This is a genomic window from Streptomyces sp. NPDC007929 (assembly GCF_042959065.1).
Taxonomy (GTDB): Bacteria; Actinomycetota; Actinomycetes; order Streptomycetales; family Streptomycetaceae; genus Streptomyces.
The window spans coordinates 49,092-61,652 of sequence record NZ_JBIBKD010000019.1 but is presented as its reverse complement, the minus strand read 5'-3'; the positions used below and the strand labels follow the sequence as shown (position 1 = coordinate 61,652).

Annotated in this window: 9 protein-coding genes and 1 pseudogene; 4 read left to right on the top strand and 6 right to left on the bottom strand. The window is 68.3% G+C overall.

The features are described 5' to 3' along the window. Together ACFZDE_RS37870 and ACFZDE_RS37865 are read left to right on the top strand one after the other, a co-directional pair. A pseudogene (locus tag ACFZDE_RS37870) lies at window positions 1-162 on the top strand (transaldolase); the annotation flags it as partial. A gap of 855 nt (window positions 163-1,017) precedes the next feature. Next, window positions 1,018-2,556 carry a sugar porter family MFS transporter gene (locus tag ACFZDE_RS37865; protein ID WP_391213296.1) on the top strand — a complete coding sequence of 513 codons (1,539 nt, stop codon included), beginning with the start codon at window positions 1,018-1,020 and terminating at the stop codon, window positions 2,554-2,556. 279 nt (window positions 2,557-2,835) lie between these two features. Here ACFZDE_RS37865 and ACFZDE_RS37860 read toward each other — a convergent pair whose 3' ends face one another. After that, the gene (locus ACFZDE_RS37860; protein ID WP_391213285.1) at window positions 2,836-3,723 is read right to left on the bottom strand and encodes a universal stress protein; all 888 of its coding nucleotides are present in this window, start codon (window positions 3,721-3,723) and stop codon (window positions 2,836-2,838) included. 125 nt (window positions 3,724-3,848) lie between these two features. Next, window positions 3,849-4,181, bottom strand: coding sequence for a cupin domain-containing protein (locus ACFZDE_RS37855; protein ID WP_391006494.1), 333 nt, complete (start codon window positions 4,179-4,181; stop codon window positions 3,849-3,851). A 202-nt stretch (window positions 4,182-4,383) separates the two neighbouring features. Here ACFZDE_RS37855 and ACFZDE_RS37850 point away from each other — a divergent pair, with 202 nt between their 5' ends. Continuing rightward, window positions 4,384-4,854, top strand: a complete 471-nt coding sequence (locus ACFZDE_RS37850; RefSeq protein WP_391213276.1) for a universal stress protein — start codon at window positions 4,384-4,386, stop codon at window positions 4,852-4,854. A gap of 121 nt (window positions 4,855-4,975) precedes the next feature. Here ACFZDE_RS37850 and ACFZDE_RS37845 read toward each other — a convergent pair whose 3' ends face one another. Continuing rightward, on the bottom strand, window positions 4,976-7,747 hold the full coding sequence (locus ACFZDE_RS37845; protein ID WP_391213268.1) for an aconitate hydratase AcnA: 2,772 nt from the start codon (window positions 7,745-7,747) through the stop codon (window positions 4,976-4,978). 353 nt (window positions 7,748-8,100) lie between these two features. Here ACFZDE_RS37845 and gap point away from each other — a divergent pair, with 353 nt between their 5' ends. Next, window positions 8,101-9,108: a type I glyceraldehyde-3-phosphate dehydrogenase gene (gene gap, locus ACFZDE_RS37840; protein ID WP_391213258.1), complete on the top strand. Its 1,008-nt coding sequence runs from the start codon at window positions 8,101-8,103 to the stop codon at window positions 9,106-9,108. A gap of 144 nt (window positions 9,109-9,252) precedes the next feature. Here gap and ACFZDE_RS37835 read toward each other — a convergent pair whose 3' ends face one another. The 3 genes from ACFZDE_RS37835 to ACFZDE_RS37825 all read right to left on the bottom strand — a co-directional run bounded on the left by ACFZDE_RS37835 (window position 9,253) and on the right by ACFZDE_RS37825 (window position 12,201). Further along, window positions 9,253-10,503 (bottom strand): FAD-dependent oxidoreductase, encoded by a 1,251-nt coding sequence (locus ACFZDE_RS37835; RefSeq protein ID WP_391213250.1) that lies wholly within the window; start codon window positions 10,501-10,503, stop codon window positions 9,253-9,255. Between the two features lie 2 nt (window positions 10,504-10,505). Then, a complete protein-coding gene (tal, locus tag ACFZDE_RS37830) occupies window positions 10,506-11,630 on the bottom strand; it encodes a transaldolase (RefSeq protein WP_391213243.1) in 1,125 nt (374 codons plus the stop codon). Window positions 11,631-11,799: 169 nt separating this feature from the next. Then, window positions 11,800-12,201, bottom strand: a complete 402-nt coding sequence (locus ACFZDE_RS37825) for a cyclic nucleotide-binding domain-containing protein (RefSeq protein ID WP_391006477.1) — start codon at window positions 12,199-12,201, stop codon at window positions 11,800-11,802. Window positions 12,202-12,561: the final 360 nt, after the last annotated feature.

Below are 12,561 nucleotides of genomic sequence, written 5' to 3'. Positions count from 1 at the left end.
GCCCGCGCCGACCTCGACGCGGTCGAGAAGCTCGGGATCAAGTACGACGACGTGGTCCAGCTGCTGGAGGAGGAGGGCGTCGAGAAGTTCGAGGCCTCCTGGACCGACCTGCTGAAGTCGACCGAGGCCGAGCTCAAGCGCCTCGCCCCCTCGGAGGGCTGAACGTCGTGCGCCGGACCGCTCCCCGACCTGGGCAGCGGTCCGGGCTCAACACCCCATGGGCTCATAGCAGTCCACGGTCCTGATCGGCAGGTCGAAGGCCCTCGGCCCTTCCCCATGCCCGCTGCCCTACTTCTCCGTCAATCCCGCGCTCTCGTAGGCGGACCGGAGAGCCGGTGTGCAGAGCTGACTGACTGTGTACATGTCGTCCTGAACCCGGTCTCCTTGAGGTTGTCCGCGGTCACCGACACGGGCTCGAACAAGGCGGCCGGGACTGGCGCCGGCACTGCTGACCCTGTCGTCGGCGAGGCCGTGGAGTGGTTCCCCACGCCCGAGGCCTTGTAGACCGTCATGTACTGATCGCCGGCGACCATGCGCCGTACGCCGCGAGGGCGGCTTCCTGCCCGGTGACCGGAGGGGAGCGGCGCGATCTTGGCGGCCTTGAGGGCGGAGACACCGGCCGCCACGCGTGGGTGTCGTAGACCTTGCCGACCTTCACTGTGCCCGGCAGTGCCGACAGTGCGCCCTCCTTGAACAGGGCTGCGGCACGTCCGGGAGCAGCAAGCCGATCTTGAAGCCTGTGGTGCCGGAGGTCTCTCCGCCCTGGTCACCGGTCGTCCCGCATGCCACGAGACCGGAAGCCAGGGACACCGCGGCCACGGCGACAGCCTTCGGAAAATGATTGCGCAAAGCATTGCGCATTCAGCCGCGATGTCGGATGCTCATGCGGTCCACACGTCGCTGGGACCGACCGTCGTGGGCGGACGCTTACCTCTGGAGGGCGCGATGGCCCCTGCTCAAGACCCAGTTGGCCGCAGAGCCGTTTCGGCTACGCCATAGGTGCGCCTAGGCGCACCTATGCCCGCCGATCACCTTGAACTGGCCAGGTGGCCGCGCTGCCTCATCTCAGAGCAAGAAGAAAGGACTTCGAGGGACCTGATGCGATCCATCACGGACACAGCCCCAGAACCGGCGAGGGCAAAAGGCAGAAGCTCGTCCATTGTCATGATCTCCATCATCGCGGCGATGTCCGGGCTGCTGTTCGGGTACGACACCGGAATCATCGCGACGGCGCTTCCTGGCATCAGTGACGCCTACCAGCTCACCACGGAGGGCGACAAGCAGATCATCACCTCGGCGCTGCTGCTCGGTGCCGTGTGCAGCGCGCCGTGTACGAGCCACCTCTGCGACCGGTACGGCCGCAAACCCATGCTCATGCTGATCGCGGTGGTGTTCATCCTGGCCACCGCAGCCTGCGCCGTACGTACAACCCCCACGACCCTCACCGTGGCTCGGTTCTTCCTCGGTCTGGCCATCGGCGCTGCGAGCGGCGCGGCCCCGATCTACATCTCGGAGATGGCTCCGGCGAAACGACGCGGTCGACTGGTCGTGCTGTTCCAGCTCATGATCATGATCGGGATCGTCTGCGCCCACTTCACCGGCTACTTCATCGGCCACGAGGCCTGGCAGTGGCTGATCGCGTTCGGCGTCCTGCCCGCGATCGTGATGCTGCTCGGCGTCCTCCTGCTTCCTGAGAGCCCCCGCTGGCTGTATGCGCACGGCATGATCGAGCAGGCACAGGGGGTACTGCTGAGACTGCGCGGCGACCGCGGACAGGTGGAACGCGAGCTCGGCGAGATGGCGGCGGTCGTCGCCGATGAGCAGCAGGCCAACGCCGGGTCGTGGAAGGAGTTCTTCTCGGCGCGCGTGCGTCCCGCACTGGTGCTCGGCGGCGGTGTCGCCATGTTCTCGCAGATCACGGGCAACAACGCGCTCGTCTACTACATGCCGACCGTCTTCCACGACCTGGGCTTCTCAGAGAACGCCTCCGTACTCATGCCGGCCTTCGGGGCCGTGGGCGTCCTCATCATGACCTTCATCGGCAGCTATCTCGTGGACATCGTCGGACGCCGCAAGTACCTGTTGACGATGGTCCCGATCTCGATTCTGTCCTTCATCGTGATCGCGCTCCTGCTGGACGGGGGATCGGACGCCACTCAGGGCTGGCAGCTGTACGCGGTCTTCGCCGCGGTGATCCTCTACATGGTCGCCAACAACGGCGCCTTCGGCGTGACGATCTGGCTGGTCAACGCCGAGGTCTATCCAATGAAGCTGCGCGGCAAGGGCGGTTCCTTCGGCGCCTTCAGCCACTGGTTCTTCGACTTCCTCATCGCCGCCACCACGCTGACGATGTTCCAGTACCTCGGCGCAGCGGGGCCCTTCTGGCTCTTCACTGCCATCTCCGTCATCTCTCTGGCCTTCGTCTACTTCCTCCTGCCGGAGACCAAGGGCAAGTCGCTCGAACTGATCGAGCGCGAACTGCATCAAGGCCGGTTCTACCAGTACCAGCGCCGCGGACGGCGACCGGTGGACCCGCGTACTGACACAGTCGCATAGCAGGAGCGCAGGGTGGCACGGGACCGCCCCCGAAACGCGCTGAGGAGCCGGACTTACGAAGTCTCCAGGACCGCCCATCCTGGAGACTTCGCCGACACCGACAGCAGGTCGGTACGGGACAGACCTGGCTGGCGGTCCGTGAAGGCCAGAGGACATCGACCAAAGCGTCGCCCAGGCTGCCCGTCAGCGACGGGTGCACAGACATCGGATCGATCTCCCACCGGGCGGCTGATGGCTCACCACATGCCTCTGACCTTGTGCTTTACCCGAAGCACGGCGTCAGGAACTATCGGCGGCGCCGCGGACCACCGCGACAGGGCAGTGTGCGTGATGCAGCATGGCCTGGCTCACCGATCCCAGCAGCAGTCCGGCGAAACCGCCGCGTCCGCGTGCACCGACCACCAGCAGCTGGGCTGTGCGACTCGCCTCGATCAACGCTTCCCGCGTTCCGCCATGGACAACTTCGCGCTTCACGTTCACGCCCGGGTAAGTCTCCTGGTGGCCGACGAGCGCCTCGGACAGTAGACGTTCCTCCCCTGCAGCCAACGCTTGTGGCTCGTTCGCATACGGCATCGACTCGTCCTGTGGCGTCGGCATGGGCGCGTTCCAGGTGGTCCAGGCGTGCAGAGCAACGATGTCGACCCCGCGTAGCGCCGCCTCGGCGAAAGCGAAATCAACCGCTCCCGCACCGGCCGACGAGCCGTCGACGCCCACCACGATCGGCCCGGCGCTCTGACCTTGCTCGCGAACGACCAGGATGGGGCATCGGCCATGAGCTGCCAGATGCACGGCCGTCGATCCCACCATCAGCCCGACGAAGCCTCCCATACCGCGCGATCCGACAACCACGAGTTCCGCGGAACGCGACTGCGCCTCCAGAACCGTCAGCTGTTCCCCCGGTACTACAGCGCGGGTGACCTCGACCTCAGGTGCCACCGTCCTGGCGCGCTCATGTGCCTGGGCCATCAGGCGTTCCACCATGTGGCGCAAGCCGCTCTCAGGCGGGCCCAGGAAAGACCGGCCCAGGGGTACGTGCATGGCGGGCCAGATGAACGCATGCACCAGCCGCAAAGTCGCGCCGCGCCACCGCGCCTCCCGCGCTGCCGCCTCTACGGCGGACAGACTCGAGTCCGAACCGTCCACGCCCACCACAACCAGGCCGCTCATCACACCTCCCGTGTCCTCTCTTCCAGGTTCTCTCCAACGACGTCCCGCTGCCAAAGGACGCGGCAAATGACCGTGAGGCCGGTGTTCGGTCAGCCGCCCGTCATGGGACAGGCGCAACAACGGCGTCAGCCGGGTTTGGCGACGGTGAGGAGCACCGCTGCGTCGTCGATCGCCTGGAGGGCATGGCGGGCTGGGGGAATGACGATCAGGTCGCCGTTGCGCCCCTCCCAGGTGGTCTCGCCGCTGGTGAGCCGCACGTGTCCGCGCAGCACGAGCAGAGTTGCCTCACCGGGGTTCTCGTGCTCGGCCAGCGATGTGCCGGCGGTCAGGGCGATGACGGTCTGCCGCAGGGTGTGCTCATGGCCGCCGTAGACGGTGGTGGCGCTGCGCCCGCTGGATGTGGAGGCGGCCCGCTCCAGTTGCTCGCGAGCTTGTGCGTCCAGGGAGATCTTCTGCATGTGTGCGGTCTCCAGGTATGTGTGGCGGCACCCATCCGCCGGTGTGCCGTTCGAACAGTCCCACATGGCTGGACGCGCCGACCGGCACCGACACCCACCCACTCGCCGGATCGGTGGGGCGTCCCTGTCGGCTGCGGCCGTATGGCGGACTGGACATATTTCACACAGTCTGGATCTATATGCGAGCAGAAGAGGTGAATTCATGGACGGACGGGACTCGGCCTTGAACGTCGTGGTGGGTGTCGACGGGTCGCCTTCGTCGCATGCCGCGCTGCGGTGGGCGGTCCAGTATGCCGAGTTGATCGGCGCTGATGTGGCGGCGGTGGCTGCCTGGGAGCCGCCTTGGGCGTACGGGTGGTCCGCGCCCGCGGTGGATCCCACGTTCGACCGCACGACCGCGGAGCAGGGCCTGGTCAACCAGGTGCACCAGGTTCTCGGTGAGTCGGGCGCCGCCCAGGTGCGGATGCGTCTGGTCAAGGGCAATCCCGTCGAGGTCCTGCTCAGCGAGTCGGAAGGGGCCAAGGCTCTCGTGGTGGGCAGCCGGGGAATGGGCGGATTCCGTCGAACGCTGCTGGGCTCCGTGAGTCAGCAGTGTGCGATGCACGCCACGTGTCCGGTCGTCATCGTTCGTGGGACCGTCGAGGTGACGGACGTCGGCACCCAGGCCGAGTGAGACGGGGCCCGCTGCGGATAAGGGCCCTCGTTGGCGCCTCATCCCGTGGCGCACAGGCGAGGACGACTTTCGTGGGTTTCCGATGATTCGGGAAGCCGGCGGTGCGCTTCTCGGCGCGGTGTCATGTGGGGAGCAGGGCGCGCAGGGCGTAGGGCAGGATGCCGCCGTGCCGGTAGTAGTCGGCTTCCGTTGGGGTGTCCAGGCGCACGCGTGCGGTGAACCGTTTGGTGCCGCCAGCCCCTTCCGCGTCGACGGTGACCTCGTGGGGCAGCTCGGCAAGGCCCTGGATGGTGTACTGCTCCTCACCGGTCAGGCCCAGAGAACTGGCGCTGTCGCCGGGGGCGAACTGCAGCGGCAGGACGCCCATCCCGATCAGGTTGGAGCGGTGGATTCGTTCGAACGACTCGGCAAGGACGGCCCTGACACCCAGCAGTGCGGTTCCCTTGGCGGCCCAGTCCCGCGACGATCCGGAGCCGTATTCCTTGCCGGCGATGACCAGCAGGGGGATGTCCTCGGCGGCGTAGCGCATCGCGGCCTGGTAGATGGTGGTCTGCTCGCCGCCGGGCAGGTGCCGGGTGTAGCCGCCCTCGGTTCCGGGGGCCAGCAGGTTGCGCAGCCGGATGTTGGCGAAGGTGCCACGGATCATCACCTCGTGGTTGCCGCGCCGGGAGCCGTAGGAGTTGAAGTCCCCGGGGGCGATGCCGTGGGATTGCAGGTATTCGCCTGCCGGTGAGTCCCGTTTGATGGCGCCGGCGGGGGAGATGTGGTCGGTGGTGACCGAGTCGCCGAGCAGGGCCAGTACCCGGGCACCGGTGATGTCGTCCGGGGGCCGCGGACTGCGGGGCATGTTCTCGAAGTAGGGCGGCTTGCGCACGTAGGTCGAGTCGGGATCCCAGGCGAACAGGTCACTGTCGGGGGTGGGCAAGGCCCGCCACCGCTCGTCCCCGGTGAACAGGTCTGCGTAACCGTCGGTGAACATGCTCGGCCGCAGGCTGGTGGAGGTCACCTGCTGGATCTCGTCCTGGGTGGGCCAGATGTCGCGCAGGTGGACGGGCCGGCCGTCGTTGTCGGTGCCCAGCGGGTCGCGGGTGAGGTCGACGGCCATGGATCCGGCCAGCGCGTAGGCGACGACCAGCGGTGGTGAGGCGAGGTAGTTGAGTTGCGTCTCGGGGTGGATGCGGCCTTCGAAGTTGCGGTTGCCGGAGAGCACCGAGGCGACGGTGAGGTCTGCCTCGGTGACCGCCTGCGAGACCGCGGGGATCAGCGGACCGGAGTTGCCGATGCAGGTCGTGCAGCCGTACCCGACCAGGTCGAAGCCAAGCGTGTCCAAATATCGGGTCAGGCCCGCGCGTTCAAAGTAGTCCATGACGATCCGCGACCCCGGCGCCAGGCTGGTCTTCACCCAGGGCTTGGACCGCAGGCCGCGCTCGACGGCGTTCTTGGCCAGCAGCGCGGCGGCGACCATCACCTGTGGGTTGGAGGTGTTGGTGCACGAGGTGATCGCGGCGATCACCACGGCGCCGTGCCCGATCTCGAAGCTGCCGCCGTCCTCCAGTGTCACCGGGACACGCTCAGGCGGCCGGGCCTTGCCCGTTCCAGTCGCGTCGAGGCACCCCGGCCGGTCACCGGGGTGGCTGCCGGTGACGGCCACCGGATCGGAGGCCGGGAAGGACTCCACGCCACTCTGGTCCAGCCCGACCGGGGCCGCATCGCAGGTCACGTCGCCGTCCAGGACAGCGGTGAGGACCCGCGATGCGTCCGCCAGGGCGATGCGGTCCTGCGGCCGTTTGGGCCCGGCGATCGACGGGACGATGGCCGACAGGTCCACGTCGATGGTCTGCGAGTAGTCAGGGGTGTGGCCGGGATCGTGCCACAGTCCCTGCTCCTTGGCGTACGCCTCCACCAGCGCTACCTGGCCGGGGTCCCGGCCCGTGAGCCGCAGGTAGGAAAGGGTCTCGGCGTCGATCGGGAAGATCGCGCAGGTCGCGCCGTACTCCGGGCTCATGTTGCCGATGGTGGCCCGATTGGCCAACGGCGCCTCGGCCACGCCAGGTCCGTAGAACTCCACGAAGGCGCCCACCACGCCGTGCTGACGCAGCCGCTCGGCGATGGTCAGCACCATGTCCGTGGCGGTGCTCCCTTCGGGCAGCCCGCCGGTGAGCCGCACGCCGACGACCTTGGGGATGAGCATGCTCACCGGCCGGCCGAGCATCGCGGCCTCCGCCTCGATGCCTCCCACTCCCCAGCCGAGCACGCCGAGCCCGTTGACCATGGGTGTGTGGGAATCGGTCCCGACCAGAGTGTCTGGAAAGGCCGTGCCGTCCTCGGCGAACACCACACGCGCCAGGTGCTCCAGGTTCACCTGGTGACAGATGCCAGTGCCCGGTGGCACGACGCGCAGGTTCCGCAGCGCGGTCTGCCCCCAGCGCAGGAACTGATAACGCTCCTGATTACGCCGGTACTCCAGCTCCACGTTGCGGCCGAACGCCTCGGGAACGCCGAAGTAGTCGGCGATCACCGAGTGGTCGATCACCAGCTCCACTGGCCGCCGCGCATCGATGAGCGCCGGATCGCCGCCGAGCGCAGCCATGGCCTCGCGCATCGCCACCAGGTCCACGATGCACGGCACGCCGGTGAAATCCTGCATCAGCACCCGCGCAGGCGTGAACTGAACCTCGGTCGCCGGCTCCGCCGCAGGGTCCCATCCGGCCAACGCCGCAATCTGGTCGGCAGTGACGGTGCGACCGTCCTCATGGCGCAGCAGGTTCTCCAGCAACACCTTCAGGCAGTACGGCAGCCGTTGGGAGTCAGGCAGGGCGTCGAGCCGGTGGAGCGAGTAGGAGGCACCGTCGGCGTCGAGCGTGCCGCGGGCGGCGAAGCTGTCCAGGGACATGGGCGTGCCTCCTCGGTACGGACCGGGCGGAGGCCGGCACGCGCCCGGGTCCCACCCACGCGCCCCGGTGCAGGATCCGCGCCTGGATCGGCGGTCCGTCCTGGAACGCGTGTGGATACCTTCGGCGCAACTCCCAGCGCAGTACCGCCTAGACGGGCGGAACCAACCATGGCCAGTCTCGACCACGCACACCCGGCCCGCAATCGGGGCGAAACCGGAAACCAAGGGGAGGGGACCGAGACGCGGGGGCTCCGGTCTCGGTGCATCCCGCCTGCACGCGGAGCGGAGGGGTGATAGGACGGATCGAGGGTTTCGTCCGCATTTGCCCGAAATTGATGAGAAGGAAGTGCCGGATGGCGAAGATCGCGATCAACGGGCTCGGACGCATCGGACGAGCCGCGTTCAAGATTCTGCACGACCTCGACGGGGTCGAAGTGGCTGCGGTCAACGACCTGGTCTCCGCCGAGAATCTGGCCTACTTGCTCACCCACGACACCGTCTACGGACGCTACGGAAAATCCGTCACCACTGCCGGTGACGCGCTGGTCGTCGACGGACACACCGTCCCGCTGTACAGCCGCCGCGACCCGGCCGAGCTGCCGTGGCGCGAGCTGGGCATCGATCTCGTCCTTGAGTGCACAGGAGCGTTCCGGCGAGAGGAGGAACTGTCCCGGCACCTCTCCGCGGGCGCACGATTCGTGATCCTCTCGGCGCCCGCCCGCACCGAGACGATGGCCACCGTCGTCCACGGCGTGAACAATTCCCCGGCCGGGCAACAGGTCATCTCCTGTGCGAGCTGCACGACCAACTGCATCACCCCGGTGGTGGAGGTGATGAACCGCAGAATCGGCGTGGAGCGGGCCGTGATGACCACCATCCACGCTTACACCTCCACCCAGCAGCTCATCGACGGGCCCAGCAAGGACCTGCGGCGCGGCCGGGCCGGGGCCGCAAACATGCTTCCCGCCTCCACCGGCGCCGCGCTCGCGACCACCAAGGCACTTCCGGAGCTGGCCGGCCGCTTCGACGGCGTGGCTGTCCGGGTCCCGATCCCGGTCGGCTCGATCGCCGACATCGTGCTCGTCACCGCCCGCCCGACATCGATCGAGGAAGTGAACGAGTGCTTCCGTGCGGAGGCCACCACCGACCGCTACAGCGGCGTCCTCGGCGTCTCGGACGAGCCGATCGTCTCCAGCGACATCATCGGCGACTCACGCGCCTCGATCGTCGACGCGGCGATGACCCGGGTCGTGGACGGCACCCTGGTCAAGATCATGAGCTGGTACGACAATGAGTGGGGCTTCACGCATCAGATGGTCCGCGAGGCGCTCTCCGTGCTAGGCGTCACCCAACCGCGGTGAAACACCTCACCGAAGTGGGAGGGCGATGACGTCAGGAGGAGGCGCTGCGGGAGTCGGCCGGCACGACTACGACGTGCACCGCTACCGGGGCAGCCGCTGTCACACCGCACCGGCCACAGTTGTGGCCGGCGGTCGCTGAACCGCTCACGGGTGCCGGGCGCCCGGAACGAGAGCATCGAGGGGCACCTGTGGGTCGGTGAGCATACGTGCGTCCACTGGCTGAGTGGTGCGGACGAGGGCCTGGAGCTGGTCGTTGACGTCCCACATATTGACGTTCATGCCTGCGAGCACCCGATTGCCGGCGAGCCAGAAGGCGATGAACTCGCGTCCGGCCACGTCACCGCGGAAGACGACCCGGTCGTAGCCGCCGGGCTCGACGTATCCGGCGTACTCCATGCCCAGGTCGTACTGGTCGGTGAAGAAGTACGGAACCCTGTCGTACACGGCGCCCTGCCGGCCGAGCATGGCCTTGGCCGCGGTCTGCGGCTGGTTCAGCGCGTTGGCCCAGTGCTCGACACGGATGTGCTTGCCCAGCAGCGGGTGAAAGGCGTTGGCCACGTCACCGGCGGCGTAGATGTCCGGGTAGGAGGTACGCAGCCGTTCGTCGACGCGGATGCCGTTGTCGACCTCCAGGCCCGCCTCCTGCGCCAGCCCGATGTTCGGCGTGATGCCTACCCCGACGACGACCACGTCGGCGTCGATGCGGGTGCCGTCGGACAGCCGTACCCCGTCCGCCGCGCCGCCACTGCCGGTGATCTCGGCGACCTGCGCGCCGAAGCGCAGATCCACACCGTGCTCGCGGTGCAGGTCCGCGAAAACCTGGGCGACCTCGCGACCGAGGACCCGCAGCAGCGGCAGCTCGGCCATCTCCAGCACGGTGACCTCCACACCGGCCGCGCGGGCAGCAGCGGCCGTTTCCAGTCCGATCCACCCCGCGCCGATGACCACTGCCCGTGAGGCGGACTGGAACGCTTCCTTGATCTGGTCGCTGTCCTCCACCCGCCGCAGGTACAGCACCCGCTCCAGGTCCGCGCCCGGGACGGGGAGGCGGCGCGGGGAGGATCCGGTGGCCAGCAGCAGCTTGCCGTAGCCGACCCGGCCGCCGTCGGCGAGTGTCACCTCGCGCGCGGCCGGGTCGACGGCGGTGACCGTGATGCCCAGCCGCAGGTCCACGTTGTGGTCGGCGTACCACTGCGGCGGATGGACGTAGATCTGCTCGCGCGGGTCCTTGCCCGTCAGGTAGCCCTTGGACAGCGGCGGCCGCTCGTAGGGCCGTTCGCTTTCGTCGCCGATCAGAAGCAGCGGACCGTCGAAGCCCTCCTCACGCAGGGTTTGCGCGGCCTTGGCCCCGGCCAGGCTGGCCCCGACGATCACACACGCGTCGTTCTCGGACATCGTCAGTTCCCTTCCCGGGCTGCGACGGGACGGCTCCGCAACGTGTCGGCGAGCTGCTCGGACAGCTGCTCCCAGCTGGCGTCGAACTTCGACACGCCCTCGTCCTCAAGGGTCTGCACGAGGTCGCCATAGTCGACGCCGACGGCCCGCAGCTCGGCGAGAACCTGCTCGGCGCCGTCGTAGTGGGCGCGGACCGAGTCGGCCGGTACTCGGCCGTGGTCGGCGACCGCGCGCAAGGTGGCCTCCGGCATGGTGTTGACCACGCCGGGTGCGACCAGTTCCGTCACGTAGCGGGTGTCGGGGTAGGCCGGGTCCTTCACGGAGGTCGAAGCCCACAGCGGACGCTGCGGATGGGCTCCCGCCCCCCGAAGAGCCTGCCAGCGGGGTGAGGAGAGAACCCGCTCGTAGTGCTGGTAGGCCAGCCGTGCGTTGGCGATCGCCAGACGGCCGCGCAGCTCGGTCGCCCGCGCGGTGCCGGCCTTGTCCAGGCGTGCGTCTGCCTCGGCGTCGACGCGGGAGACGAAGAATGAGGCCACCGAACCGATACCGGAGAGCTCCCGGCCCGCGTCGCGGGCACGTTCCATCCCGTCGAGGAAGGCGTCCACGACCTCGTCGTAGCGGGCGAGAGAGAAGATCAACGTGACGTTGATGCTGATTCCCTCGGCCAGGCACGCGGTGATCGCCGGCAGGCCCTGCCGGGCGGCCGGGATCTTCACGAACAGGTTGGGCCGGTCGACCAGCCACCACAGCGCCCGCGCCTCCGCGATCGTCGCCGCCGTGTCGTGGGCGAGCCGAGGGTCGACCTCGATGGAGACCCGCCCGTCGACACCGTCCGTCGCGTCATAGACCGGGCGCAGCACATCGCACGCCCACCGCACGTCGGTCGTGGTCAGCGCCCGCAGCGCCTCACCGACCCCGACTCCGCGGGCCGCCAGGTCACGGATCTGCCCGTCGTAGGCGTCACCGCTGGTGATGGCCTTGGCGAAGATCGTCGGATTGGTGGTCACCCCCACCACCCGGTCCCGCGCGACCAGATCCGCCAGGCTCCCGGACACGAGCCGCTCACGGCTGAGATCGTCCAGCCAGATCGACACTCCGGCATCGCTCAGTGTGTTCAAGGGATTCATGACGCCGCCGCTCCTCCCGCACGCCTGACCGACGGGCTTCCTGCTGCTCGTCCGCGGCCCGCACCAGAGCTTGCCTGTCGTTCCATCGTCTCCAGGAGGCCAGTGGCCCGCATCCGCACACCGGCCCAGGTCGACAGTTCGTCGGCCTGCGTCATGACCGCTTGCCTCGTCAGGGCACTTCGCCGGCGCCGTAGGGCGCGTAGAGGTCGAGCAGCCGCACCCGGGCGGATCTGAGCCGGCTTCCGATCACCTCGGCGACATAGGCCCACAGCTCGTGCCGCAGCTCCGGGTCCTTGCCGTACAGCTCGCGGACCTCAGTCGCGTCGAACTCGTAGGCGCGCACCGGGCTGGCGGCCTGGGCTCCCAGGTACCAGTGATGGGGAGGGACCAGCCAGGACCAGCCCAGCAGTTCGCCGGCGCCGAGTCTCTCGATGACTGCTGCGGGGCGGCCGGGCACGCGGACGTCGAGGGCGACGGTGCCCGTGCGGATAATCCAGAAGCGGTCGGCCTTGCCGCCCTCGTCGAAGATGCGCTCGTCGACGTCGAACGACACCTCACGAGCGAAGGACATGAGCTGATGGCGATGCTCATCGGTCAGGGCGCTGAAGACGCCGGTTCTTGCCACCGCAATCGCCTTCCCTATTCTCCATGAGCGCGAAGTGGAGGCGGGCTCCGGTGAGTTCACGGACGCGTCTCACCACGCCTGCTGCTCTGGACGGCGCAAGCACCGGTCACCTCCAGAGGCACCACTGCGCATCCGGCGCGGTGCGTCTGCTGCACATCGGTCTTGCACGACGGACCGCACAGCAGCCTCGGCGAGGGCACCCCGATGCGTCGGGCCGGTGCCGCAGGGCCTCCTCCGTCGCGGACGTGTCGGTGTTCTGCCGTTGGACGCGCAGGTGGAGCAAGCCGATCCAGCATGCGAATGCAC